The sequence below is a fragment of the Shewanella sp. KJ2020 genome, from assembly GCF_024197625.1.
Taxonomy (GTDB): Bacteria; Pseudomonadota; Gammaproteobacteria; order Enterobacterales; family Shewanellaceae; genus Shewanella.
The window spans coordinates 72,830-96,548 of the sequence record NZ_JAKUKD010000019.1; the positions used below are offsets into that span (position 1 = coordinate 72,830).

General features: G+C 48.5%; 19 protein-coding genes. 11 read left to right on the plus strand and 8 right to left on the minus strand.

Features of this window, described 5'->3' with window-relative positions:
- Nucleotides 1-33: 33 nt before the first annotated feature.
- The 3 genes from MJO46_RS12160 to greB all read right to left on the minus strand — a co-directional run bounded on the left by MJO46_RS12160 (nucleotide 34) and on the right by greB (nucleotide 5,258).
- On the minus strand, nucleotides 34-1,998 hold the full coding sequence (locus tag MJO46_RS12160; RefSeq protein ID WP_253989515.1) for an LTA synthase family protein: 1,965 nt from the start codon (nucleotides 1,996-1,998) through the stop codon (nucleotides 34-36).
- Nucleotides 1,999-2,214: 216 nt separating this feature from the next.
- On the minus strand, nucleotides 2,215-4,590 hold the full coding sequence (locus MJO46_RS12165) for a Tex family protein (RefSeq protein ID WP_253989516.1): 2,376 nt from the start codon (nucleotides 4,588-4,590) through the stop codon (nucleotides 2,215-2,217).
- A 164-nt stretch (nucleotides 4,591-4,754) separates the two neighbouring features.
- Complete coding sequence (greB, locus tag MJO46_RS12170) at nucleotides 4,755-5,258, minus strand: transcription elongation factor GreB (protein ID WP_253989517.1); 504 nt, start codon at nucleotides 5,256-5,258, stop codon at nucleotides 4,755-4,757.
- Between the two features lie 376 nt (nucleotides 5,259-5,634).
- Here greB and ompR point away from each other — a divergent pair, with 376 nt between their 5' ends.
- The 3 genes from ompR (at nucleotide 5,635) to MJO46_RS12185 (ending at nucleotide 9,827) form a co-directional block, all read left to right on the plus strand.
- Complete coding sequence (gene ompR / locus MJO46_RS12175) at nucleotides 5,635-6,360, plus strand: two-component system response regulator OmpR (protein ID WP_007652054.1); 726 nt, start codon at nucleotides 5,635-5,637, stop codon at nucleotides 6,358-6,360.
- Between the two features lie 42 nt (nucleotides 6,361-6,402).
- Nucleotides 6,403-7,719 carry a two-component system sensor histidine kinase EnvZ gene (gene envZ / locus MJO46_RS12180; protein ID WP_253989518.1) on the plus strand — a complete coding sequence of 439 codons (1,317 nt, stop codon included), beginning with the start codon at nucleotides 6,403-6,405 and terminating at the stop codon, nucleotides 7,717-7,719.
- 128 nt (nucleotides 7,720-7,847) lie between these two features.
- A complete protein-coding gene (locus MJO46_RS12185) occupies nucleotides 7,848-9,827 on the plus strand; it encodes a methyl-accepting chemotaxis protein (protein ID WP_253989519.1) in 1,980 nt (659 codons plus the stop codon).
- Between the two features lie 65 nt (nucleotides 9,828-9,892).
- Here MJO46_RS12185 and MJO46_RS12190 read toward each other — a convergent pair whose 3' ends face one another.
- Nucleotides 9,893-10,366, minus strand: a complete 474-nt coding sequence (locus MJO46_RS12190; RefSeq protein ID WP_253989541.1) for a peroxiredoxin — start codon at nucleotides 10,364-10,366, stop codon at nucleotides 9,893-9,895.
- 188 nt (nucleotides 10,367-10,554) lie between these two features.
- On the opposite strand from MJO46_RS12190, the gene MJO46_RS12195 reads away from it, so the two are divergent.
- Both MJO46_RS12195 and MJO46_RS12200 read left to right on the plus strand, forming a co-directional pair.
- Complete coding sequence (locus tag MJO46_RS12195; RefSeq protein WP_253989520.1) at nucleotides 10,555-10,839, plus strand: type II toxin-antitoxin system RelB/DinJ family antitoxin; 285 nt, start codon at nucleotides 10,555-10,557, stop codon at nucleotides 10,837-10,839.
- On the plus strand, nucleotides 10,836-11,114 hold the full coding sequence (locus MJO46_RS12200) for a type II toxin-antitoxin system RelE/ParE family toxin (RefSeq protein ID WP_253989521.1): 279 nt from the start codon (nucleotides 10,836-10,838) through the stop codon (nucleotides 11,112-11,114). The genes MJO46_RS12195 and MJO46_RS12200 overlap by 4 nt, the downstream gene beginning before the upstream one ends.
- An 87-nt stretch (nucleotides 11,115-11,201) precedes the next feature.
- Here MJO46_RS12200 and MJO46_RS12205 read toward each other — a convergent pair whose 3' ends face one another.
- Both MJO46_RS12205 and MJO46_RS12210 read right to left on the minus strand, forming a co-directional pair.
- Complete coding sequence (locus tag MJO46_RS12205; RefSeq protein ID WP_253989522.1) at nucleotides 11,202-12,011, minus strand: GIY-YIG nuclease family protein; 810 nt, start codon at nucleotides 12,009-12,011, stop codon at nucleotides 11,202-11,204.
- Nucleotides 12,012-12,091: 80 nt separating this feature from the next.
- Entirely contained in the window at nucleotides 12,092-13,024 is a 933-nt protein-coding gene (locus MJO46_RS12210) for a choice-of-anchor H family protein (RefSeq protein ID WP_253989523.1), read from the minus strand.
- 368 nt (nucleotides 13,025-13,392) lie between these two features.
- Between MJO46_RS12210 and MJO46_RS12215 the strand changes: the two genes are divergently transcribed.
- The 4 genes from MJO46_RS12215 (at nucleotide 13,393) to MJO46_RS12230 (ending at nucleotide 17,405) form a co-directional block, all read left to right on the plus strand.
- Entirely contained in the window at nucleotides 13,393-13,695 is a 303-nt protein-coding gene (locus tag MJO46_RS12215) for a PepSY domain-containing protein (protein WP_253989524.1), read from the plus strand.
- A 2-nt stretch (nucleotides 13,696-13,697) separates the two neighbouring features.
- A complete protein-coding gene (locus MJO46_RS12220; RefSeq protein ID WP_253989525.1) occupies nucleotides 13,698-14,393 on the plus strand; it encodes a response regulator transcription factor in 696 nt (231 codons plus the stop codon).
- The gene (locus MJO46_RS12225; RefSeq protein WP_253989526.1) at nucleotides 14,386-15,750 is read left to right on the plus strand and encodes an ATP-binding protein; all 1,365 of its coding nucleotides are present in this window, start codon (nucleotides 14,386-14,388) and stop codon (nucleotides 15,748-15,750) included. The genes MJO46_RS12220 and MJO46_RS12225 overlap by 8 nt, the downstream gene beginning before the upstream one ends.
- Nucleotides 15,751-15,887: 137 nt before the next feature.
- Entirely contained in the window at nucleotides 15,888-17,405 is a 1,518-nt protein-coding gene (locus tag MJO46_RS12230) for a DUF3300 domain-containing protein (protein WP_253989527.1), read from the plus strand.
- A gap of 55 nt (nucleotides 17,406-17,460) precedes the next feature.
- Here MJO46_RS12230 and MJO46_RS12235 read toward each other — a convergent pair whose 3' ends face one another.
- Together MJO46_RS12235 and MJO46_RS12240 are read right to left on the minus strand one after the other, a co-directional pair.
- Complete coding sequence (locus tag MJO46_RS12235) at nucleotides 17,461-17,937, minus strand: cytoplasmic protein (protein ID WP_253989528.1); 477 nt, start codon at nucleotides 17,935-17,937, stop codon at nucleotides 17,461-17,463.
- Nucleotides 17,938-18,076: 139 nt separating this feature from the next.
- On the minus strand, nucleotides 18,077-21,745 hold the full coding sequence (locus MJO46_RS12240) for an EAL domain-containing protein (protein ID WP_253989529.1): 3,669 nt from the start codon (nucleotides 21,743-21,745) through the stop codon (nucleotides 18,077-18,079).
- 437 nt (nucleotides 21,746-22,182) lie between these two features.
- On the opposite strand from MJO46_RS12240, the gene MJO46_RS12245 reads away from it, so the two are divergent.
- Together MJO46_RS12245 and cyoA are read left to right on the plus strand one after the other, a co-directional pair.
- Nucleotides 22,183-22,503, plus strand: a complete 321-nt coding sequence (locus MJO46_RS12245) for a hypothetical protein (RefSeq protein WP_366941637.1) — start codon at nucleotides 22,183-22,185, stop codon at nucleotides 22,501-22,503.
- A gap of 187 nt (nucleotides 22,504-22,690) precedes the next feature.
- Nucleotides 22,691-23,719 carry a ubiquinol oxidase subunit II gene (cyoA, locus tag MJO46_RS12250; protein ID WP_253989531.1) on the plus strand — a complete coding sequence of 343 codons (1,029 nt, stop codon included), beginning with the start codon at nucleotides 22,691-22,693 and terminating at the stop codon, nucleotides 23,717-23,719.

The window sequence follows — 23,719 nt, forward strand, 5'->3', positions numbered from 1 at the left end:
GCCGCTATTTAGCGGCATTGTTTTTTTACTCCATTAGTTAGCTAGGCGATATAGCTCTTGCTGGTAGGCTAAACTGCCCCACAATGCCCAGCTTAGGGCCTTTGTCTCAAGGGCGTGGGCGGAGGGTGGATTGGGCGTTAACTGCTCTGTTTTTTCGTCATATTTGAAACCTTGAGGCTCTTTTTCGGGTTGCAAAACAACCACATCTTTACCTTCCATCAGGGCGAAGTTTTTATCGTATTGCATTAACGCGCGCCCCGGCCAATCGTCGCTCACTTGGGTCAGATCGCGGCCGAGCATAGGGTAAGAATCTGAAATACCAATTAAAGATAGCAAAGTTGGTGGTAAATCAATTTGACTGACAATGCGGTGATCGCGCTTAGGTTGAATCGTATCCCCGAGGATTAGCCCAGGAATACGAAAGCGCGATACGGGCACTAAGTCTGCCCCGCCCACTCGGCTGTCATGGTCGGCAACCACAATAAAAATAGTGTCCTTCCAGTAGTCGGCATTTTTAGCGAGTTTGAAAAACTCCCCAATCGCATAATCGGCATATTTCGCCGCGTTATTACGGGTTTGCTTAGGTTGTTCGTAAAGCTCGATACGTTCATCTGGAAATTCAAACGGATCGTGGTTACTCGAGCTAAACACTAAACTAAAGAATGGCTTACCTTCACTGTGTAGACGTTCAAACTCGCTATTCGCCTTACGCATTAAGTCTTCGTCAGAGGCCCCCCAGGAACCGACAAAGGCGGGAGATTTATAGTCCTTTTGGTCTATGATATCGCTAAAACCGTTACCCAAGAAGAAGCTGCGCATATTATCGAAATGGCTTTCACCACCATAGATAAATTGGGTGGTATAACCATGATTTTTAAGTAGTTCTGCTATGGTAAAAAAGCCAGTTTGACTCTTACCCAGTTTCACAACGGCGCGCGCGGGTGTGGGGGTAAAGCCCGTTGTTACCGCTTCTATACCGCGAACGGAGCGAGTGCCCGTTGCGTATAAATTATCGAAATACCAGCCTTCCTTCGATAGGGCATCGATATTCGGTGTCAGGGGCAATCCGCCTAAGCTACCCACAAAGCGAGCGCCTAAACTTTCTTGCAATAGGATCACTAAGTTTTTGGGCTTACCGGTGTAACTCGCTTGGTTAAAGCTCAGCGACGGGATATCCGTTGAGGTAAAGGCACTCTCGGGGCGACCACTTTCCTGCCTGATAGTGGCGATAATCTCGGCATTATCGAGTTTGCCATACACTTTTGATGCATCTTCTTCACTACCCATCTGTTTGATAGCAAACACTAATGAATAGGCTGAGTTAATCACTAACGAGTTCACTAATGGGTCGTCGGCAAAGGCCACCATAGCGGGGTTAATCGGTCTATGGCCTAAGGTTGAACGGGCCCCTAATAGCGTCACGGCAATAACAAGTACCGCCATCACAGGGCGCCAATACCAACGTGGAAAACGGATATTTTTCGTAAGCTTACCGCTTAAAACCCAGCCACCCCAAAGTGGGCCTATCGTTAATAGCACGGAGAAAATCAGTTCGAGTTTGCGCCCCGCCCATAACATGGAAATCACTTCTTTAGGGTAAATCAGGTATTCCACATACAAACGATTCGGACGAATGCCGTATTCTTCAATAAAGGCTGGCGTCGATACCTCGAGGAAGAGCATGACCCACAGTCCAAGCGTCAACCACAGCCTTAGGATCGGTTGCCAAACTCGGCCAATAAGATGATCACCAGAAAACAACGCAGTCCCAAGGGCTGCAATACCCCACAGCCAACACAGAGTCGCTATATCGACGCGCAAACCTTGGATTAACAGGTGTGACCAGCCGTCGACCGCGCTTACCCGTTCTGCTTGCCATAGGCCTAAACCGATACGACTTGCACTTGCAATCAACAGAACCAATAGACAAAAAATGAAAATGGCGCGAAAAGGCCCGTGGGCGCCCTGACGTCCGCGAGTAGATAAACCTGACAGCATGTATTACCCCAAAACAATCAATTTCCACTCAGCTTTGGAGTGTCTATTTGAAGAAAACCTAGGAAGAAGTCGTCCTATGACAACCTATTTAGCTTAAGGTTGCATTAAATTGCCGCCTTTTATAGTCTCGATGGCAGCAAAAACGCAACAATTTTATGACTTGCGGGTAGAAAATGTCGACTCGGACACAGGTCTGTCCGAGTCTGACACTGTCGTTTACTTTTTCAGTTTAGCGAAGGCATCGGCAAAGGCGTTACCCATGGCCGCATTAGCTGGCGCTTTAGGCGCAGGCTTTTGGGCGGGACGCGCAGCAGGTTTTGCCGATTGCGGGGCTTTACCATTATGCGTCTTTGCTGGGTTATGGGGTCTTGGCTGCGACTTGCTCTGATCTATCGCTTCATCCAGACGCATACTCAGGCCGATACGGCGGCGCTCGACATCCACCTCCATCACTTTCACTTTCACTACATCACCGGCTTTCACCACGGTATGTGGGTCGCTGATAAATTTGTCGGTCAGTGAAGAGATATGCACCATTCCATCCTGATGCACGCCAATATCGACAAAGGCGCCAAAGTTAGTCACGTTAGTGACCACACCTTCTAAGATCATCTCAGGTTTTAGATCCTTAAGCTCCTCAACCCCATCCTTAAATTTAGCGGTTTTAAACTCACCGCGGGGGTCGCGCCCAGGCTTATCCAGCTCGGCTAAAATATCCGTTACGGTCGGCAAACCAAACTCGGGGGTAATAAACTCCTTGGCGTTAATGCTTCGCAGCAGATCCGAGTTGCCGATAAGACTCGCCAGCTCCACCTGTTTAGTCTTAGCTATGGTTTCGACTAGCGAATAGGCCTCGGGGTGCACTGAAGAGGCATCGAGTGGATTGCTACCTTCGCGGATACGCAAAAAGCCCGCCGCTTGCTCATAGGCCTTAGGCCCTAAACGCGGCACTTTAAGTAACTCTTTACGGTTGGTAAACTGGCCATTGGCATCGCGGTAATCGACCACATTTTTCGCTAATGTCTTGTTTAAACCCGCCACTTGCGCCAATAAGGGCACAGAGGCCATATTGAGATCCACACCCACACCGTTTACACAGTCTTCCACCACGGCTTCGAGTGAGCTAGATAACTGGCTCTGGCTAACATCGTGCTGATACTGCCCCACGCCGATCGATTTAGGCTCGATTTTCACTAACTCGGCCAGCGGATCCTGTAGACGACGGGCGATAGACACGGCGCCGCGAATAGAAACGTCCAGATCTGGAAACTCCAACGCCGCCAGCTCTGACGCCGAATACACAGAAGCGCCCGCTTCACTGACTATCACTTTGGTCAACTGTGGCTGAGACTCTTTAACGCTAGCAATCAATTCGGCGGCCAGCTTGTCGGTTTCCCGCGAAGCCGTACCGTTACCAATCGCAATCAACTCCACCTTATGCATCTGCACTAAGTTAGCGAGGGTTCGAATGGATTTGTCCCATAAATTTTGTGGCGCATGGGGGAAAATAGTCGTATGTGCCACCAATTTACCGGTGTTATCGACCACGGCCACTTTCACACCGGTACGTAAACCGGGGTCGAGCCCCATGGTCGCTTTAGCACCCGCAGGCGGCGCCATCAGTAAATCCCCTAAATTACGGGCAAACACTTTAATCGCTTCGGCTTCGGCGCGTTCACGCATCTGCGAGATAAACTCGGTTTCCATTTGCAGGGCGATCTTAATACGCCATGTCGCCGTCACCACGGTTTTCAACCATTGATCAACGCTGCTATCACCTAATTTCAGTCCTAAATGATCACTGATAATCACTTCGCAGTAACTACCTTGACCCGCTTCAGCGCCGGGATCGGCATTCATAGATAAAGCTAAGAAGCCTTCATTTCGACCCCGTAACATGGCCAAGGCGCGGTGTGAAGGCACCTTTGCCAAAGGCTCAGTGTGCTCGAAATAATCGCGGAATTTCGCGCCTTCTTTCTCTTTGCCAGCGATAACACGGCTTTCTAACACACTGTTTTGGCTCAAGTGTTCACGTATTTTACGCAATAGCTCGGCATCTTCAGCGTAGCGTTCCATCAAAATATAACGGGCGCCTTCGAGCACAGCTTTAATATCGCCAAAGCCCGCTTCCACATCCAAATAACCCGTCGCCATCGCCTCAGTATCGGCATTGCGATCCCCAAGCAGCGCATCGGCTAATGGTTCAAGACCCGCCTCTATGGCAATTTGTCCCTTAGTACGGCGCTTAGGCTTGAAGGGTAAATAGAGATCTTCGAGGCGCGTTTTACTGTCGGCGTTATCGATATCCTGTTGTAACTGTGCGGTTAATTTCCCCTGCGCCTGAATGCTAGACAAAATCACTTGCCGGCGATCATTCAGTTCCCGCAGGTAACCTAAACGCGTGTACAAGGTACGCAGCTGCGTATCGTCTAAACCACCTGTGGCTTCTTTTCGGTAACGGGCAATGAAGGGAACCGTAGCGCCATCGTCGAGTAGGCTAATGGTTGCGCTAACTTGTTGCTCACGAACATTCAGTTCTTGGGCGATAGTGTGAGCGATGTTATGGACAGAGTTATGGGCATTAGTTTGCATAAATAAAATGTCGCGCCTAACGGGTTGTATGGGTCATGATTGCGCCCAAGATACCACAGGCGCAGGATCAATTTCATGCTAAAGCCAGCGTCAAATCACAGAGTTTAAACTTCTGGACGATGATTTTCGAACGCTTTGGCCTTGGCACGCCGACTATCACAGGGTTAATCTGTTTCGCCGGCTAAGGGTGATTCGAATGGCGTGTAACGGATCTCGTTGATATACCATTCTTTTGGGCCTGAAGGGGTTTGCACTACCACCTCATCATCGACTTGCTTACCGATAAGCGCCCGCGCCATGGGGGAATCGATAGTGATATAACCGAGTTTAGTATCGAGTTCATCTTTACCGACAATCCGATAACGTACCCGCTCACCGGCGTCATTCTCGAGTTCAAACCAAGCGCCAAAATAAATCTTACCTTCCTGTTGGGGTGAGTAGTCGACAATCTTCAGCTCTTCGAGGCGCTTGACTAGGTAACGAACACGACTATCTATTTGACGCAAAAGCCTTTTATTATAAGTGTAATCCGCGTTCTCGCTTCGATCTCCCTGCGCAGCGGCCTCTTGCACTTTAAGGGTGATCTGCGGCCGATATTCCTTCCACAGGTATTTTAATTCTTTATCTAAGGTCATCCAGCCTTGGCGGGTGATCAAATGCGCTTTCATGTTATGACTCAATCGTTGAATAAAATTGCCGCCATTAAAACGGGCCAATATTGACTGATAATACTCAGACTCACAGCCAAAGTTAATAAGCTATCGAACAGCATTCCAACTCTCCCCAAGCGAAAATGCCAATTTAGTTACAATTTCATGTGCATAGTGAATAAATGCAATGATTCCCATGCAATTTCATTTGCTTAGTATTAACATTGAACGGAAATAATCAGCATTAAGCGCATACTCGCTTAGATGATCAGCTAGTCGCTTAGGCTGAATGCGGCTATATTAGGCGGATTCGTTTTCAATTTCAGCTAGTTAATCTTAACTGCATTAGGGCAACACCCATAAAGCAGTAAGCCGAGCAATTAAAGGACATCCCATGGGACAAGAAACCTCGAAAATCCTCGTCGTTGATGATGATATGCGCCTGCGAGCGTTACTCGAGCGTTACCTGATGGAGCAAGGCTATCAGGTACGCAGTGCGGCCAATGCCGAGCAGATGGACAGGCTATTGGAACGTGAAAACTTCCACCTTTTGGTGCTCGATCTTATGTTACCCGGCGAAGATGGCTTATCCATCTGTCGTCGTTTACGCCAACAGGGAAACCCTATCCCTATCGTGATGCTAACAGCCAAGGGCGATGAGGTTGATCGCATTATTGGCCTAGAGCTAGGTGCCGACGATTATCTACCTAAGCCCTTTAATCCAAGGGAATTACTGGCGCGAATTAAAGCCGTGATGCGCCGCCAAACCCCAGATGTCCCCGGCGCGCCGGCGCAGCAGGAAGCCGAGATCAGTTTCGGTGAGTTCTCCCTCGATTTAGCGACCCGCGAGATGTACCACGGCGACGAGGCTATCGCGCTGACCAGCGGTGAATTTGCGGTGCTCAAAGTGCTAGTCACCCATCCACGGGAGCCTTTATCACGGGATAAATTGATGAACCTTGCCCGTGGCCGCGATTATTCAGCGTTGGAACGCTCGATTGACGTGCAGGTATCCCGTCTGCGCCGTTTGATTGAAAAAGATCCGGCAAACCCAAGGTATATTCAAACCGTTTGGGGCTTAGGTTATGTGTTTGTACCCGATGGTGCGGCGCGTCGATGAGCCGCGTTGCCACCTTAATTCCCTGCGGTTATTGAGCCCACGATGAAACTCAAGTGGTGGCAGCGATTAATCCCCCGCAGTGCATTTAGCCAAACCGTAATGCTGATTGGTTGTCTGTTACTGATCAATCAGCTGGTGTCTTACCTCACGGTTGCTGTGTATGTGCTTAAGCCAAGCTACCAGCAAATCAACCAGTTAATCGCCCGCCAAGTGAAACTGCTGTTTGTCGACGGTATCGATATTGGCCGCGAGCATTTGACCATAGTCGATGCCCTCAATGCCAAAGTTCGTGACGATGGGATGAAGATCTACAATCAGCAACAGGCTAGAGAGGCGGGGATAGAACAGGCGACCTATTACGGTTTTTGGTCATCGCAAATGTCGGAGTACCTCGGTGGTGAAGCAGAAGTGCGCGTCACCCACGGCAGTGTATTACAGATTTGGATCCGCCCGCCCCAAGCACCTTCGGTGTGGATAAAAGTGCCGCTTATCGGCCAGAATGTCTCCGATCTTTCACCGCTTACCCTCTATTTATTGGTGATAGGTGCACTCAGCGTCGCTGGCGGTTGGTGGTTTGCCCGCCAGCAAAACCGCCCACTCAGACGGCTACAACGGGCCGCTATCTCGGTTTCCCGCGGAGAATTTCCTGAACCATTACCCCTTAAGGGCTCGAGTGAAATTGTTGAAGTGACTAACGCCTTCAACCAGATGGCCCACAGCATGAAACAACTGGAGCAGGATAGAGCCCTGTTGATGGCGGGTATTTCCCATGATTTACGCACGCCACTGACCCGTATTCGCCTCGCATGCGAGATGATGGTCGAGGAAGATCAATATCTTAAAGACGGTATAGTCAACGATATTGAGGATATGGACGCCATTATCAGCCAGTTTATTGCCTATATTCGCCAAGATCAGGAGGCGAGCCGCGAGCCGGGGCAAATTAATAAACTCATTCAAGATATCGCCCAAGCAGAAGCCAATCGGGCAGGTGAAATCGAGTTGGCGCTTATGGACTGTCCCGAAGCCTTATTCCAGAGTCTCGCCATTAAACGGGTATTGAGTAATTTAGTCGAAAATGCCTTCCGCTACGGTTCTGGCTGGGTGCGCATCAGTTCGCAATTCGATGGTAAACGTATCGGTTTTAGTGTTGAAGATAATGGCCCCGGAATAGACGAGTCACAAATTCCCATACTTTTTCAACCATTTACCCAAGGTGATATCGCCCGTGGCAGTGTCGGTTCTGGGCTAGGGCTAGCTATCATCAAGCGGATTATCGATAGACACCAAGGGCAAATCAAACTCTCTAACCGCGCCGAAGGCGGCTTAAAAGCCCAGGTGTGGTTGCCACTGGAATAACCCAAGATCACAGATTTACACATAAGCCGACAAAGCTAGTTTCAACCTTGGCCTTGTCATATTAGTGTCACGCTAAATTCATAAACTCGGTGCAGTTAACTCGCTCTGTCCATTATGAAGATTGCAAAATGAAAATTTCAACGCTGTCGCTCTCTGCCTCTGCCCTGTTGTTATTGTTGGCGGGATTATTAGCCGCCGTCGTGTTGTGGAGCAGCGATCAGCGGCAACAGATTGAGCAACAAACCCAGGCATTGCAAAGCATTCAGCAGGATTTTCTCGTCGGTGTACGCCGCGATCTCGATGGTTATTTAGCCAATGGTAATGCCAGCCAACTTGAACAGGCTAAAGCTCAACTCACCACCATTAACACTCAGCTCACAGAGCTCAATCTCACCGCCACGGGCGCCACCGATAATGCATTGCAGCTTGGCCTCAACCAGTTTATTCAAGATTTAGACACTAAATACCGCGCCGCAGGCAAGCTCGCCGCGAACCCGCGGCAACTGCTCGCCCACGCCGAGTCAGAAATGCTCGACTATAACCGTCGCCTCGGCAGTTATGCCGACAAAGGCTTAACCACCAATGCCGCCATCGCCGAGCAATATCTGCAGTTAAGCCGTGATTTACCCTCTATCGTCTATCAACTTTCCCAACTGACCGACGGCTATCTGATCGGCAAAAATCAGCAGCTCAAGGGAATTTTGGACAGCACCAGCAAGGAATTAACACACTGGCACGACAGCTTAAATGCCCTCCCCTTAATCGGCGTATATGAACAGCAAGAAGCCGATGAATTTGCCCTCGGTGCCAGCGAACCAGAACAAATTGAAATCGGTGAGAGTGACCGCGGTGAACTGCTGAGCCTCGCCAATCGATACAATAAAGAAGTCGCCAATACCCACCAATTGCTGCAAGCCAACCAGGAGATGCAAGCTCAACTTGTCCAAGCGATTAGCAATGTGGAACAACAGCTTATTGGTTTAGGCGATGCGCAGGCCGCCAAAAACCAACAACTCAAATATGAGTTACAAGTCATTCTTTATGCGATGGTTTCGATTATGGCCTTGTTTGCGATTGGTTATTTAATCCTACAGCAGAATCGGGTCGTCAAACCCCTTAAACGCCTTAATCAAGCCTTTATGCAATTAAGCGAGTCCAACAGTCGTGAACGCTTGGACATCAATCGCCGCTGCGAAACGGGCCAAATTGCAGGCCATTTCAATCAATTGTTGCACAGATTCGAGCAGGAAGACGAAACTCAGCGCCAACAAATGACTAAGGTTTCCCAATCCTTAAGTCAACTGGTGGCTCGTATCACCCAACTATCCCAACATACTGAGCATACGCAAATTATTGTGAGCGATACTCAAACCCAAACTGAGCATATACGTCACTTAGCCCATGAGGTCAGCCACACTTCGGAATTAGTTGAGCAAAGCGCCGCCGAAACCATGCGCCAAATGCAGTCGAGTCAAGCACAAGCCGAGGCGGTATTGAGCGCGACCGAGCAAACACAAACTGCGGTCGGTCTGTGCCACTCGTCCCTTGAAAGCCTAAATAACTCAGTGACGGATGTATCGAAAATCATTGATGTGATTGGTAATATCGCCGAGCAAACTAACTTACTCGCCCTTAATGCTGCCATTGAAGCGGCCCGTGCTGGTGAGCAGGGTCGCGGCTTTGCCGTGGTCGCCGATGAAGTGCGAAGCCTCAGCCAACGCACTCAAGTGTCGTTAAATGAGATAGTGCAAATCCTGCAGCAACTTACCCAATCAAATCATGCCCTCGGTGAGAGTGTCGATGGTATAGCCCAGGCCACCAGCAGCCAAAAACTGCGGGCGCAGAGTTTATGGCAAGTTGCACAAAACGTGCAAAACCAAGCGAGTGAAATGGCTAATACCGCCAAGCAGGGCTCGCTCAATGCCAAAGAGCAAGTCAATTATCTCGATGAATTTGTGCGCACTATGGATAGTTTAAAAGAACAAGCGCAAACCAGTTCACAGCAGAGTGAAGTCATAGCCCAAGAAGTGCAGCAGAGCGTTGAAGATATAGAAATGAGTTTAGGCATAGGCGATACCCAGGCTTTCTCCCAAGTACGGGCAGCTTAAGGTTTTTGCAATGATAACAATGGGCGCCTAGACTCCCATTGTTATTTTTGATACCAGCAAACAGCTTAGAGTGCGGCTAACACCACTTCGGCTTTGCTGACCTCGAATGACTTTGGCTCTTCTACATTCAGTAGAGTCACTACACCATTATCGATGATCATGGCGTAACGCTGCGAGCGCACACCGCCAAAACCTGCGGTATCCATCTCGAGTCCTAGCGCCTTAGTAAAGCTCGCATCGCCATCGGCTAACATCATCAGTTCTGAGGCATTTTGTGCTTCGCCCCATGCTTTCATCACAAAGGCATCGTTCACAGAAACACAGGCGATGATATCCACACCTTTGGCTTTAAACTGATCGGCCAGTACCACATAACCTGGTAAATGCGCTTCGGAGCAGGTTGGTGTGAAGGCGCCAGGCACCGCAAATAACACCACTTTTTTACCCGCGAACAGCTCGGTAACTTGATGATTTACCATGCCATCTTTAGTCAGTTGGCTTAACGTGGCCGCAGGTAATGTTTGACCTTGAGCAATCATGTCTTTCTCCATGTAGTTAAAATAACTCATCCATACTAGCCCTATTTACCGCAGATAAACACCGAGAGAAAAAGAGGGCATTTATAGGAGAGTCATAATGTTTCTACCCTTAGGGTGACTTGTTCACCCCTTGCTCTTGCCTAACGTCAGTGCTAACATTTGTACTCACTTAAACTTAGGAGCTACTCATGGACACTAGAATTCAATTTCGTGTTGATGACGAAGTTAAACGCTTAGCTCAGCAAATGGCTGAGAGCCAAGGACGCACTCTAAGCGATGCTTGCCGTGAGCTTACTGAGCAGATGGCTGAGCAACAACGAAAAGCATTATCCCATGACGCTTGGTTAACTGAACAAGTCAACCTAGCATTTGAGAAGCTTGACTCAGGAAGAGCTTCATTTGTTGACCATAACTCAGCAAAAGTGCGAATGAATCAACGAAAAGCTAAGATTCGTAGCCGAGATCAGCAATGATTTTATGGGAAGAAGAATCGCTACATGATCGTGAAAAGATCTTTGAGTTTCTTTATGACTTCAACCCTGATGCAGCTGAAAAAACTGATCAAACCATTGAAGATAAAGTAGAAAATTTACTCGAACAACCACTAATGGGCGTTCAACGTGATGGTATTCGAGGGCGATTACTCATTATCCCTGAAATCTCAATGATCGTTTCTTACTGGGTTGAAGGTTCAATTATTCGCGTGATGCGAGTTTTACACCAAAAGCAAAAATTCCCTACCGACTGATAGTTGTCGCTGGACAAACTAACGTAAAAGTTACTGACGCTGCCCGACTTATCACGCAGCGTCAGTGTTGACAGCTAGGTTAAGTTTTTAATTTTTGTTATAGCCAAACGCATTGGTTTGAAGTGCTCTCTTCCAGTATTGCTCTCGGTTGCGAATTACTTGGTCATCCGTTCTCATAGATCGAAACTCAAGTATTGAAAACTGAAAATTTTCACGGGCATATGCAATGCCATTGGTGTTTATGAGTTTTGTGAGTTCATCATTCCACCCGTGGCCTGTACCGATGTAGCAGGCCCATCTTGACCAAATGCCAGCATCACCATATGCCGAACCAACGTACATCTTGCCATTACTTTTATCTACTATCAGATAGACACCTTTTACGTTTTCAAGGGCAGCTTTCCAGTCAGATTTGTTCTGCTTGATAATCGCTTCGAGCTGCGAAAAACCATGCTCAACATTTTCGTAACCACAAAATGCTTCACCCTCAAATGGTTTTTCAAACAGCTGTGCGACCTTTAATTCGTTGAAATGACTTTCGAGGTAAAAAGCGCGTCCTCTTACACCAGGGCCAGGATAGTGAATGAGGAGACGCCCGATATACTCTTGGTGAAGCGCAACGAGTTTGACGTTATATGAATCAGTGTTGCGTTCGATGACTTCAAAAATTCCGCCAAAAAGCCATTTATCCGTTTGATGGTAGTAGCGAATTAAGCTGAAAATAAACTTGCGACTGAAGTCATTACGGCTACCGCGCCAACTATTCCACCCCTTCCATTCATCAGGATCGCGAACAAAAACGTCTAGTGGCTGTTCTTCGCCATTCCAAACGGCAAAATGAATTTTGTACTCATCGAGATTATCTATTGGGAGTAATTTATTCGCAGAAATATCCATTGCATCTCCAAAAACCTAACGCTTTGCTAATGAGCCGCCCAAATACCATAAAGGCCTATATAAGAGTATATTTCAAAGTATTAAACCCATGTTTCGCGCTTGCGCACTGCCGCCAACAGCCCAAGACAGAGCAAGGCCAAGACAGAAAATGCGCCGCCACTTTCTTCCACCACAATCACTTCATCAATATGGTCACGGTCACTACTTTCCAACGGCAAGGCATACAGCCCATCGGTTTCGTCGGCGCTAATGGTCGCGACAATATCGCTATAGCCCACTTCATAGACATCGATTAACACATCGTAGTGATCCGTTGGATAACCCGAGTAGAGGGTAGTCAGCACTTCATAATCATCCTGGGTCGAGTCGCCGTAAATGGTGAATACATCCGTAGTGTAGTAATGCACCCAAGGGCCGCCGTTACGGCTAAGGTACAGTTCGGCAAAGAGATCGGCGCGCTCATTAAGGTATACGCCGAACACATCCACATCAAATGTCACGCTAAAGGTTTGATAAAAACCATCGTAATCAAAATCTTCGAACAATCGACTACTGGCATCAAAAATCGCAAAACTATGGTATACGGGGGAGCGATAGGGATCTTCAGTGGCCGCACTCGAGCTGGGGATTGGCTGACTCGCATGTTTTGCGATCACTTGTTCACGGGTCAATGGCGTCGCGCCCATCAACTGTACGCGATTGGTATTCGGATGCTTTGCCGACAAAGACGGCGCTAAAGACTTCACCGCAACCGCTGCGGCTTCACCCACAGTTTGGGCGGGAGCCGACTGTTGCAGCAGACTCAAGGCTTGCTGCACTTGCTCCGCGGCTTGTTCGGCATCGGCCTTTTTCGTCATGCCAATACTGGCAGCACTAAAGGGCGCCAAGCCTGGCTCGTCAATGGACTCAGCGCTCACCGTTGTCGGTGCCAGTAATACGCCTGCCAATACCATCGCCTTAACGAAGGCGGCGTTCACTGTGGCTGCCATACCTTTTTGTTTAAGTGTGTTCATCTTGAATACCCCATGGATAATCCGTTCAAATTGATGACATTAAAGGGCACCCAATGTGAACAGAGGCTGAACATATTTATCCGCTGCTATTCAGCCAACAATACGTTCAGCCTCAATTCATCTGCCTTAAATAACACTAAGGTGCATAGCCTGGGCTAAGGATAAGACTCGCTCACTGTGGATCAGTTCAGCCAGCTCACAAGAAGGGCTAACCTGCGTGATTATCTCAGTGAATTTTGAAGGAATTGTGCTAACCCATTGGTCGATCTCTAGGCGTTTGTTTAGGTGATAAGGTATTCTTAGTCGACTCGATAAGTTATCCACCTATCTATTTACGTAAGATCGCCGAACATTCGCGGGTACCCGATATGAAACTTGGTTTGACACTGCCACTGATCGCTTGCTTGTGCTTCTCCTTTAGCTGCATGGCGGGAAATGATAAACAGGATGATCGCAACCAATCTCGCAATCAAGGGGCTAAGCATGAACAGCGTCGTCTCGTGGTTAACAGCCCAGTTCAGGCCGTGGCTATGGCGCAGCGCCAATACCGTGGCAAAGTGCTGAGTGTGCAATCGAGTGGTTCTGGCTATCGCGTCAAAATCCTCAATAACGACGGGCAGGTCTTTTCGGTATCGGTTGATGCCGCCACGGGCCGGGTGTCGAGGAACTAACTATGCGACTCTTATTGGTTGAAGATGATATAGAACTGCAGAGCAACTTAAAACAACACCTGCTCGACGCCAAGTACAGCATAGATGTTGCGAGTGATGGCGAGGAGGGGCTGTTTCAAGCGCTTGAATATAATTACAACGCTGCCATTATCGATGTCGGTTTACCTAAACTCGACGGTATCGCGCTGATCCGTAGCGTGCGGCAAAAAGAGCGCGATTTCCCAATATTAATCCTCACCGCAAGGGACAGTTGGCAGGATAAAGTCGAAGGCCTAGACGCGGGTGCCGATGATTACCTGACAAAGCCGTTTCATCCCCAAGAGCTAGTCGCCCGCCTGAAAGCACTGATCCGCCGCTCGGCAGGTAAGGCAAGCCCATTGATTTATAATGGCCCTTTTAGTTTGAATACTAGTAGCTTAGAAGTACGTAAGGGTGAACAGCTTATTAATCTCAGCGGCTCCGAATACAAACTCTTTGAAATCTTTATGCTGCATCAAGGTGAAGTGAAATCGAAAACCGTGCTCACGGAACATATTTATGATCAGGATTTTGATTTGGACTCCAATGTTATCGAAGTCTTTATCCGCCGCCTACGCAAAAAGCTCGACCCTGATAATCAATACAATCTGATTGAAACCCTGCGCGGCCAAGGTTACCGCCTAAGAGTGTTAACCCCAGAGCAAGGCGCCGATGAGTAAACGCGCCTTGGCATGGCAACTACTAAATTCCCTTAAAACACGGCTCGTTCTCAGTGCGCTGTTGTTTATCTTAGTGCTACTGCCGCTGATTGGCGTCGCCCTCAACGACGCCTTTACCGAGCAGGTAAAGAGTGCGGCTAAAAATGAACTCAGTGCCTATGTTTATTCCATCTTGGCGGTCACAGAGGTGGAAAATAGGCAAATTTTCATCCCTGAATTAGTGCTTGAAAACCGATTTAACCTTATTCAATCAGGGCTTTATGCTATTGCAACTACCGAAGGCTCAGACGATAAGCAAGCGATAGTGTGGCACTCCCAATCCTTTATGGGCATATCCCCTCCGGCCCATTTCACTATTCCGCCCACGGGTAAAAACGCCTTTGAGCAGATCGATCTCGCAGGCGCGCCACACCTTCTCTATAGCTTCAGTGTGAGTTTTGCCAGCCAAAATGAGAATGTGCCCGTGACCATACACATCATTAAGGATGAGCGAGAGTTCCAGCAACAAATTGACCAATTTAATCAACAGCTTTGGACTTGGTTAGCGATCCTTATGCTGGTCATGCTCGTGTTCCAACTGAGCTGGTTATTGTGGACACTCAGGCCGCTGGCACGCTTCACCCAAGAACTCCACGATGTTGAGCAAGGCAAGTCGACCCAATTAAGCAGCCAATATCCCAATGAATTACAGGCGGTGGCGAGGCAGCTTAATATCCTGCTCAATACCGAACAAACCCAACGCAAGCGCTATCGCAATGCCTTAGCCGATCTGGCCCATAGTCTGAAAACACCACTGGCGGTAATCAAAAGCCAAGCGGATTTAAGCGAAGCCTCGAGCGAGCAAGTATCTAATATCAGTCGCATCATTAGCCATCAACTCAAGCGCGCCCAGACTGCCGCAGCGGCCTCTTGGCATTTGGGGATCAGGGTCGATGAGGTCGCGGCCAAACTACTGCGCACCTTAGCGAAAATCTACCGAGAGCCGCAGATCAATCTCACTGCAGACATGGCGGAGCACGCGGTATTTAAGGGGGATGAAGCCGATCTCACCGAAATATTAGGCAACCTGCTCGATAATGCCTGCAAGGCGGCAAAGTCCAGCGTCAAATTAACCGTCACGGGTGATGCCTACCAATTGCAGATCTGTATCGAAGACGATGGTCCAGGGATCAGTGAAGCATTAAAAACTCAAATCTTTGAACGGGGGATCCGCGCCGATTCCTATCACCAAGGAAATGGCATTGGATTGGCCATTGTCCGTGATTTAGTTGACAGCTATAACGGCAGAATTTCAGTTTCGCGCTCAGAATCCTTAGGTGGTGCCCAATTTAACCTTAGCTTCATCCACTCTGCTTAATATTTATTTTCAATAAGATAGATTTATTAATTCCACGCAATAAAACATTTACGCCGATAAAACACTTTCAGCTTATGTTCATATTCAAACGCCTATGATGCCAATAACATCCTCAAACAGGATTATTGGAGCAAACCATGAACAGACGACATAGATGGAACTGGCTAGTATTATCGGTGGCATTAGTTGCCCTGCCTTTCACAACGCCAACCCAAGCCGCGGGCGTATCGGTCAGCCAAGGTTCAAGTGCCGCAATTAGCCAGGCCGAACTCGAGCAAATGTTAGCGCCGATTGCACTCTATCCCGACAGTTTGTTGAGCCATATTCTGATTGCCTCTACCTATCCACTCGAAGTGGTACAAGCAAATCGCTGGTTGGAGGGTCGTCCTAAATTATCGGTCGAACAGCGAATGTCACAGGCAGAGGTAAAGGACTGGGATCCTAGCATCAAAGCCCTACTGGCCTTTCCGACTGTACTGCAAAAAATGAGTGAAGATCTGGACTGGACCCAAAGATTAGGGGAGGCCTTTTTAGCCGATGAAGCCCAAGTGATGGATGGTATTCAGTCACTTAGACAACAGGCGGATAAAGCGGATAGTCTGGCAAATATGGACAATATGGCGATTACCCGCGCCAATAACCAGATCATCATAGAGCCAGTGCAACGGGAAATTGTCTATGTGCCCTATTACGATCCCCGAGTCGTCTACGGTACCTGGCGCTGGGGTGTGGCTTATCCCCCAGTGTATTGGGAGTTTAGTGGTTATGTGGGCTACCCTTACCGCCCAAACCACAGTTACTTTTACTGGTCACCCGGGATCCATATTTCCTTTAACTATTTTTTCAGCTCATTCCACTGGCATAACCACAGAGTCGTCGTGATTGACCACCATCATTCACACCACTATCGCCCACGGGAAAGATACAGTGTTAGCCATGGCGCACAACCCTGGAAACATAAGCCCGAACACAGGCGTGGCGTCGTCTACCGCAATCCAGTAGTGAAGCAACGCTACTATAAGGACAAGCATTACAGCGACAATAAGTTCCGCGGGCGCGATTCCCACTCCAGCGGTAGCGGCCAGCATTTCACTAGCCAATACTCGAAATCGAGGGAACAGCAAAATGCAGGTTATCAGCGTGATCACAAGGGCTATGACAAGAGCCATGATAAGGACAGAGGCAACAACTATAGCCGTGAACGCGCACCGAGTTTCCAACATACTCAGGCCGAGTTAAAAGAGCGCCGTTCTGCGCCAATGAACTCAGCCCAAGCTAAAAAGGAAGGTTACTCAAAAGAGCGTGACGGCAATGCCCGCCATGATAATCAAGTAAGACAGATGCAGGCTAAAGCATCGAGGGAGCAAGCCAAGGACAACCCACAGAGGCAGTATCAAAGCCGAGAGCAGCAACCGCGTAACTTCGAGACTCGCACTCAGCCACAGAGGCAAGAAACGCGTCCCGAGGTGAGACGCGCCGAACCACAGCGCGTGGAGCAACCTCGCCAATCGATACAAAAGCAAACCGCGCCAAGACAACGGGAAGAAGTGCGAGTGAGGCAGAGTGAGCCACGCCAAAATATGCAAACGGCACGTAGCCCTGAGCATAACCAAGGAAGATCGGCGCAGAGCCAAGAACGCCGCCACAGGGAATAACCCGAGCCAATAAAAATAGCGCGAATATTCGCGCTATTTTTTTATGCTTAAGTGATTAGAACTTTAAGGTCAAGGATTGGCCTTCTCCCATACCTTGCCACTCGAGGGTCAACTCCATTATCTCGTTGATAATATGTTCAAAGTCCGATTGAGACACCTCGGGCAGAGCTAATTTACGATTACCGCAGCTCTGCTCTAACAGATATAAAAATCCGGCATAAGTCGGCGTATCGGCAGACCACAGCAAAGATTGCAGGGATTCAACAATCGACTCGGTTTGCCAAATTAAGGTCTTATCCGCAACGGCTAAGGAGGCTTCATTGTGCTCAAGGGAAAAGCTGATATCGGCGCCCGCTCGGACTTGAGCGAAAAAACCTCCCTGAATATGCAGCCGTTTTTCAACGACATAATGGATCATATCGTGGGGTGCTATCCCCTGCTCGGGCATCTGAGTTTGGGTTGCGCTGCCATCCATGCGCACGCAGCGCAATTGTCCATAACGCTTCGAACCTTTGGTGAAGATAACTTGCATATAACCATCCCTAGCCTGTGTCTGTGTCTGTGACTGTGACTGTGACTGTAACTGTGCCTATCTGAATTCTGGCAACCCCTAAAATACAAACTCAAGTGTAGCTCAACTGACAAAGATAGCCTGTCAGCCTGATAAACGACTATGAATTGCGCTCGATAAAGCGGAAACACTCTTCGGCAACTAAGGGTTTACTAAAATAATATCCCTGCACTAAGTCACAGCCCATGCTTGAGAGTAATACCAGCTGTGCTTCGTTTTCGACCCCTTCGGCAACCACAGTTAGCCCTAGCTCATGGGACATTGAAATAGTGGCGGCGCTGATGGCGGCATCGTTTGGATCGCTCTCGATATCCTTCACAAAGGATCTATCCAGTTTTAACCTGTCTAAAGGCAGGAGTTTTAAATAGGACAAAGATGAATAACCCGTGCCAAAGTCATCGATAGCGAGTTCAATCCCCTGACTGCGTAGCTCTGCGAGTAAGCGAGCATTTTGCTCCGGATATTGCATCGCCACACTTTCAGTGATTTCAAGCTCCAACGCCCCTTTGCCTAAATTGTATTTAGCCAACACATTAGTGATGTCGGTAACGATAGTCTCTTTACGTAATTGATGTGCCGACAGATTCACCGCCATCCTCAGCCCCACAGCACCGGCGCGGCGCCAATCGGCTAACTGTGCCATGGCGGTCTCCAGCACCCATTGGCCTATGGGAATGATCATGTCAATTTCTTCGGCGATGGAAATAAAGCGATCTGGCGCAATTAAACCAAATTCAGGATGTTGCCAGCGTACTAAGGCTTCGACACTCACCACTTGCCCTGTTTGAATATCGATCTGCGGCTGATAATGCAGCCTTAATTCATCACGAACGAGCACTTGCCTTAAGCCAGTTTCAATATGTTGCCGCTCGGTCACTGAGGTGTTCATGGCCGAGGTGAAAAACTGATAGTTATTCCGCCCCGCCGCCTTAGCTCGATACATGGCCATATCGGCATTTTTCATCAAAGCCTCAACACTGTCACCATCATTGGGGAATAAACTGATCCCTATACTGGGTGATGAGTGTAATGGTTTATTATCAATGATATAGACTTGACTCAAACCATCGCGCAATGCCTCAGCAATCGTGGCAACCCCATCGTGATTGATATCTGATAACACGACCACAAACTCATCGCCGCCAAGACGCGCCACAATATCGCTACTGCCGACCACAGCCTTAAGGCGCCGCGCCACCTCCAATAGCAGCAAATCTCCAATATGGTGGCCCAAGGTATCGTTGATATTTTTAAAGTGATCCATATCGATAAACATCACGGCTATCTGGCTTTTGGAGGCCAATGCCTCTTGAAACACCATTTCGAGGCGCGACTGTAAACTGAGTCGATTAGGCAGCAGTGTCAGCGAATCATGGTGGGCGAGGAAATGAATGCGTTCCTCATTGACTTTACGTTCGCTAATATCGGTGAAACTGCCAATATAATGGCTTACCGTGCCCGTCTCATCCCGCACCACGGACATCATCAGCCATTTAGGGAAATCATATCCATCCTTATGCCGATCCCACACTTCACCTTGCCAAAATCCGGTCTGGTCGAGGGCGGCGCGCACTTGGGCATCTAGGCTTTTATCCGTGCGCTCCGCCTCTAAAAATCGGCAATTTTTACCGATAATTTCATCCCTAGAATAGCCCGTAATATGGGTGAAGGCGGTATTCACATCCACAATAATATCGTTGGCGTCCATAATGGTGATCCCCTCACCACTCTGTTGAAAAACCTGCGCCAACAGATTAACCCGCGCCGCTGTGCGTTCTTGTTCGGTAATATCTTCGACGATAAACAGGATTAAAGGTTCACCATTTGCCGCCGTCACTAAAGCGCCATTGAGGCGCACTGCGATTAACTGGCCATTCTTATGGCGATAATGCTTTTGATAAGGGCCGTAACGGCGGGTGCTTTTTAAACGATCTAATTGCTCAGCTTCGCTCGACTGATAGCGTATTGGCGTTAACTCCCAGGGTCCGAGTCGATTTAACTCCTCCAGCGTATAACCCGTAATATCAACAAAGGCAGGATTTACCGCCACAAATTGCCCATCCTCAACGCGTTTAAGGACATGCCCAACGGGCGCCTTGTCGAATAAACTGCGGTATTTTTGCTCACTTTCACTCAAAGTGGTCTGAAAAGCTTGGCTACGGGCGATTTCTTTCGACAACGCCATGGTTTTTTCGGTCACTTTTTCGGCAATACGATGGCGTTCACCGGAAGAAACTAGGGTCATGCCACCCACAACGGCGCAGGTGATAAAGGCCAGGAGCAACATGAGTAACGATAGGCTAAAGGTATCCCCCATCAGCGTGGCATAGGATTGGTAGATCACTATGTGCCAATTGCGATCGGCTAACAGCAGATTGGTCTGAAAATATTGACCCATTCTGTCGCTATAAACCCTGCCGGAAAACTCGGGGAAATCTTTCTGGCTATTGGCGTAGAGCAAGGTACCGCCCGCACTGGTATCGGTCAGTTTCCAGTGCAAGCCTTGCACTCGTTCCACCCCATTAATAATTTCCCGTAGATCTATGACGGCCGAACAAAATCCCGAAATATTCCCTAATCGGTCAAATACTGGAGCGATAAGTAACGAAGCGCCTGGGCCATTAGGATCCTGAGTTAATTGGATTTTTCCCGTCATTACCGGAGTTAGCGTGGCACGGACTTTGGCAATCGCAGCGGCGCGGGTGGGCTCGCTATTGAGATCGAGCCCGAGGGCGGCTTCATTCCCACGCAGCGGTTGTATATACATTACTGGCACTAACCAACCATCGGCATTGATATGCCAATCCGCTGGGCGCTTGATTTGATAGGGGCCAGCAAGGGCATCACGGGCCGCCGCTTCAAAATTCTCTTTATCTTCCACGGGAACTAAGGGAGACCAAGACCAGGTACGAAACCCCTCCGCCTGCAGCTGATTGCGCTTACCAAACTGGATAAACTCAGCCTCAGAAACCCGTTCGCTATTATCGAATAGGCTCGCTAGGGCGACGATTTGCTGTAGGTTAGCTCCTTGAAAGCTCTTGATATCACTGATAATAGCGTTAGATTGAATTTGAAACTTATCCTGCAACTGCTGGCGTTGGTTGATATCTGAGTAGTAATAAATCCCCACACACAATAAAAACCCGACCAGCAGTGGAACCCCCGTTTGAATACGTCGAGACCGCCAGATAGCTCTAGGATCGAACACCAACATAATCAAAGGAATAAAGATCACCGCCCCGAGCAAATCCCCCATCCACCAATTGAGCAGACTGCCAAGTAAATCGTCTCGGGAAATAGTGCCATTAGCGACTAAGGCTAAGTTCCCAAATAGCGTGGCTATCAAGCAAGTGAAGCTTAAACTCAGGCAGGATTTTATAACAGTATTGGGTCTATCTAAGGTCACCAGATGATCGATACGGCGAAGGACATGGGCCGAGACTACCGCCTGCAGAGCAGAACCGAATGCGATGGCCATGGGCAACCATCCCCAATGTGTCAGCCCGCCCACATTGATATTAAGCAGCACTGACCCCACCACCACCCCAATCCAAGGGGCGTATTCTTTCCATAGGATGCAAGCCGCGATGGCTATCCCTGCCGCAGGCCAAATTGCCGCCGAGTAACCTGGGGGCAGCGCAATCATCAAGCCCATTTTACCCACGACAAAATAGGCTAAGGCAATGAAGAAATTAACCCTAAGGTAGTGAATAAATGATTTAATATACAATCCCTTCGCGCTGATACAGACAGTGTTACGAATAGGCATAATGCCCTATTCACCGAATCAATCTCAAGCCCAGTGATAGGACTCAGCCGATTTAATGAAAGTGAATTTTAACCAAAATAGATCTTAACGAAAGCGGATCACTTTGCCGCCGGGCCAATTCACGCACAAACTCACACTTTTGCATTTTTTGAGATGCCGATTGGTTTCAAACTAGTTAAATATGTAAAAAAATACCACTTATTCGGTTTTAATTAAGGTTTTTTTAATATTTACCCCCTTTTTAGCAGGGGATCCGCTTTCATTCAATACTCGCTTCTTGGTATCCTCCGGCCGCATAAAAAAGTTTCATGCTGAATATTTTTTATTCAGTTAGTTGACCCATGTTCTCGTTCAACCGGATCTATTAATTGAAATTTGCCCTTAGCCAACTCAGCGCTGAAGGATTGAACCAAGCGGTTCGATTTTCCAACTTCAGCATGCCAAACTTAGCCCTACTTTTTGGGTTACTGTTTGTGCTGCCCGCTGCGGACTTAGTATCTGTGATGGTCGGCGGCTGCATCGATATTGGCGAGTTAATCACCCTAAGCGATGGTTTTTTAATTGAGTTCTTCGGCGCCACCCTGCTGAGCGTTTTACTACTCAACCCCCAGATTATTAAGCAATTGTGGAATCTGTTCGACAATGGCTTTAAGTTTTCCAACAACTTAAATTTAGCGAACGCTAACCCGCTTTTAGCACCCCCAAGGCTAAAATCCCTCGAGCACCTCGCGCACGGTTGTCGCGCCCCACCATTGTAACCCTCTGTTTTAAAATTCAAATTTAGCATTAAGCGCTGAAAGTCGATCCTCGATCTTGCATTGGGGTGGCAGGCATTTTTGTGCCGCGCTCGAGCCACTTCGGATTTGCCTTCGGATAACGCCGCTCAATGCTACTGCCAATCTCTCTGGGCAGAGTTGTAAACCTTAGGGTTAGAGGAATCTTCCTTTGTTAATTCGAAATTTAAGTAAAGTCGCATTCGCGGCAATTGCCTTGATGCTCGCAGGCTGTGATGGCGGCGTATTGGACCCCAAGGGCCAGATCGGTGCCGATGAAAAGCACCTGATCATCATCGCTACACTACTCATGCTGATTGTGGTTATCCCCGTGATCTTTATGACTTTGTTCTTCGCTTGGAAGTATCGCGATGGTCGAGATCAGGAGGTTTACGCGCCCAAATGGTCCCATTCGAGCGCGATTGAAACCGTGGTTTGGATTGTGCCGATAGTGATCGTCGTGATTCTAGGGGTGATTACCTGGGGCTCGACCCATGATCTCGACCCTTACAAACCACTCGAACACCAGGCCAAGCCGATTACGGTTGAAGTGGTTTCTATGGACTGGAAATGGTTATTTATCTATCCAGAACAAGGCGTTGCATCGGTAAACGAACTGGCTTTCCCAACCAATGTACCAGTGAACTTTAAGATCACCTCTGATACCGCCATGAACTCTTTCTTTATCCCGCAGTTAGGTAGCCAAATCTACTCAATGGCTGGGATGACGACTAAGTTGCACCTGATTGCCAACGAACCCGGTACCTATGACGGTATTTCCGCTAACTATAGCGGCGCAGGTTTTGCGGGCATGAAGTTTAAAGCCATTGCCACGCCAACGGCGGCCGACTTCGATGCTTGGGTAGCCAAGGCAAAACAACAGGCGACTAAGACCTTAGACTCTGCGACTTACCAAGCCTTAGCACAGAAGAGTGAAAACAATCCTGTTGAATACTTTGGCTCAGTGAGTCACGGCATGTTCGATCAAATCGTTATGCAATACATGCACATGGACTCAAACGAGCAGATGGCAGGCCATGAAGGTATGGAACACATGAGTGCCGACCACAATATGGCAGGCATGCACCACGATATGGCGCATATGGCGAGCGAACAGAAGATGGCCGACATGGAAAGCTCAACCCATTCTGACACTTCATCAACAGAACACTCATCCACTCACCCAGTGGAGGCGGAGTAA